Source organism: Bartonella jaculi (genome assembly GCF_039543045.1).
Lineage (GTDB): Bacteria > Pseudomonadota > Alphaproteobacteria > Rhizobiales > Rhizobiaceae > Bartonella > Bartonella jaculi.
Map to the genome: position 1 here is coordinate 1 of NZ_BAABIZ010000113.1, position 1,418 is coordinate 1,418.

Annotated in this window: 2 protein-coding genes; both read left to right on the forward strand. The window is 31.5% G+C overall.

The window, feature by feature from the left end; translation table 11 throughout:
- Positions 1–301: single-stranded DNA-binding protein (ssb, locus tag ABD915_RS09635; RefSeq protein ID WP_345117726.1), on the forward strand; the 301-nt coding region annotated here is incomplete at its 5' end.
- A 10-nt stretch (positions 302–311) separates the two neighbouring features.
- Positions 312–470, forward strand: a complete 159-nt coding sequence (locus ABD915_RS09640) for a hypothetical protein (protein ID WP_345117728.1) — start codon at positions 312–314, stop codon at positions 468–470.
- Positions 471–1,418: the final 948 nt, after the last annotated feature.

The window sequence follows — 1,418 nt, forward strand, 5'->3', positions numbered from 1 at the left end:
AGAATGGCATTCCGTAGTGGTTTTTAATCCACATTTGGCAAAAATTGCACTTCAGTATCTAGGCAAAGGTTCAAAAGTTTACATAGAAGGAAAATTACAGACACGCAAATGGCAAGATAAAAACGGTATTGACCGCTTCACAACAGAGATTGTTTTGTTACAATATAAAGGCGAATTGCACCTACTTGATACAAAGAAAGAGCAATCCGTATCTCCCTCACCCGTGACTTCTCAAAATTATGCTATCGCCTCTGGTGTCTCCGATTATAGCGCTTCTTTTAATGACAGCATGCCATTCTGATTGAAAAAATATGACAAAAAGAAAAAAACGAGCAAAACGTGGTCGTCCACGCATCGAAGGATATATCAGAGAACCCAATGGGCGTATCTCACGTGCAAATCCGTATCATATCAAAAAAAACAATAAAGTCAATATGTTGAGTGAAATTATTTTATATAAATCCACTTAAGAATCCACACTTTTATATGTGATTCATTTGACCATTTTTTATACAAGATTGCCATGTATGAATAGAGCATAAAAAGCAAATCATGATGTAAATATTATAACGCGTGTGTGTATTCAAATGAAATGAAAAGCAGTTATCATTCATAACAGTTCATAAATTTTATGATACGTTTTTATTACTCAAAATCGCATTGTTTTAAATTTAGTCGTTTGGAATTATCTATAACATACGTTTAAAGATCACAGCTTGTTTTAACAATTGGATTAGTAATCGCATATCAAGTATGAGATTATGATTCTTAAAATTGAAAAGCGTAAAATCTAAAAATGCTATAACAATATTTTATTACCTATAAGAGGGTAATCGTTTGAAACTGTCATAAGCTTATAGATTTCCATTTATTAAGGGCGCATAAAAAGATTTAAAGACAAGATTGATTTTATAACCGCGGTATTTTTTTTACCGGAGTAAGACATAGCAGGTATGAAATTCAACGTTATATCTTGTGAAATTGAAAGCCTTTTAATGACATAACGCAAGCGAGCGAGCAAAAAACGTTTTAAAAGTTACAACTTAAAAATACGAAGTCAAAAGAGGTCAATCCAAATTTGGATTGAGTGATTTTAGTCATCCCAAAATTGGGGGCACCTATTAAAACAAAGATAAGCAGGTAAATTTCAAAACCATTGTAACATTATAAGGCATGGGATTCTACTAAATTTTTAGTAAAAGCTGTAATGTTTAAAGAATACTCTCTTCTAAAGATAACGAGCTCAAATTTGAGCTGGTTAATTTGTAAAGGAGTTATAGTTTGAATGCACAATGAAAATATGCTTATGAGAGCCTCTCTAAGTGAAGGTTTAAACGTTTTAGAGACAGAAATGAGCTATCTTATAAGAAGCCTTTAAAATTAATGTTTATAACAATTATAACTCAGTTATTATTTTC

Coding starts and splice junctions, on each gene's coding strand:
- ABD915_RS09640 (WP_345117728.1), top strand. CDS start 312: ATGACAAAAAGAAAAAAACGAGCAAAACGTGGTCGTCCACGCATCGAA.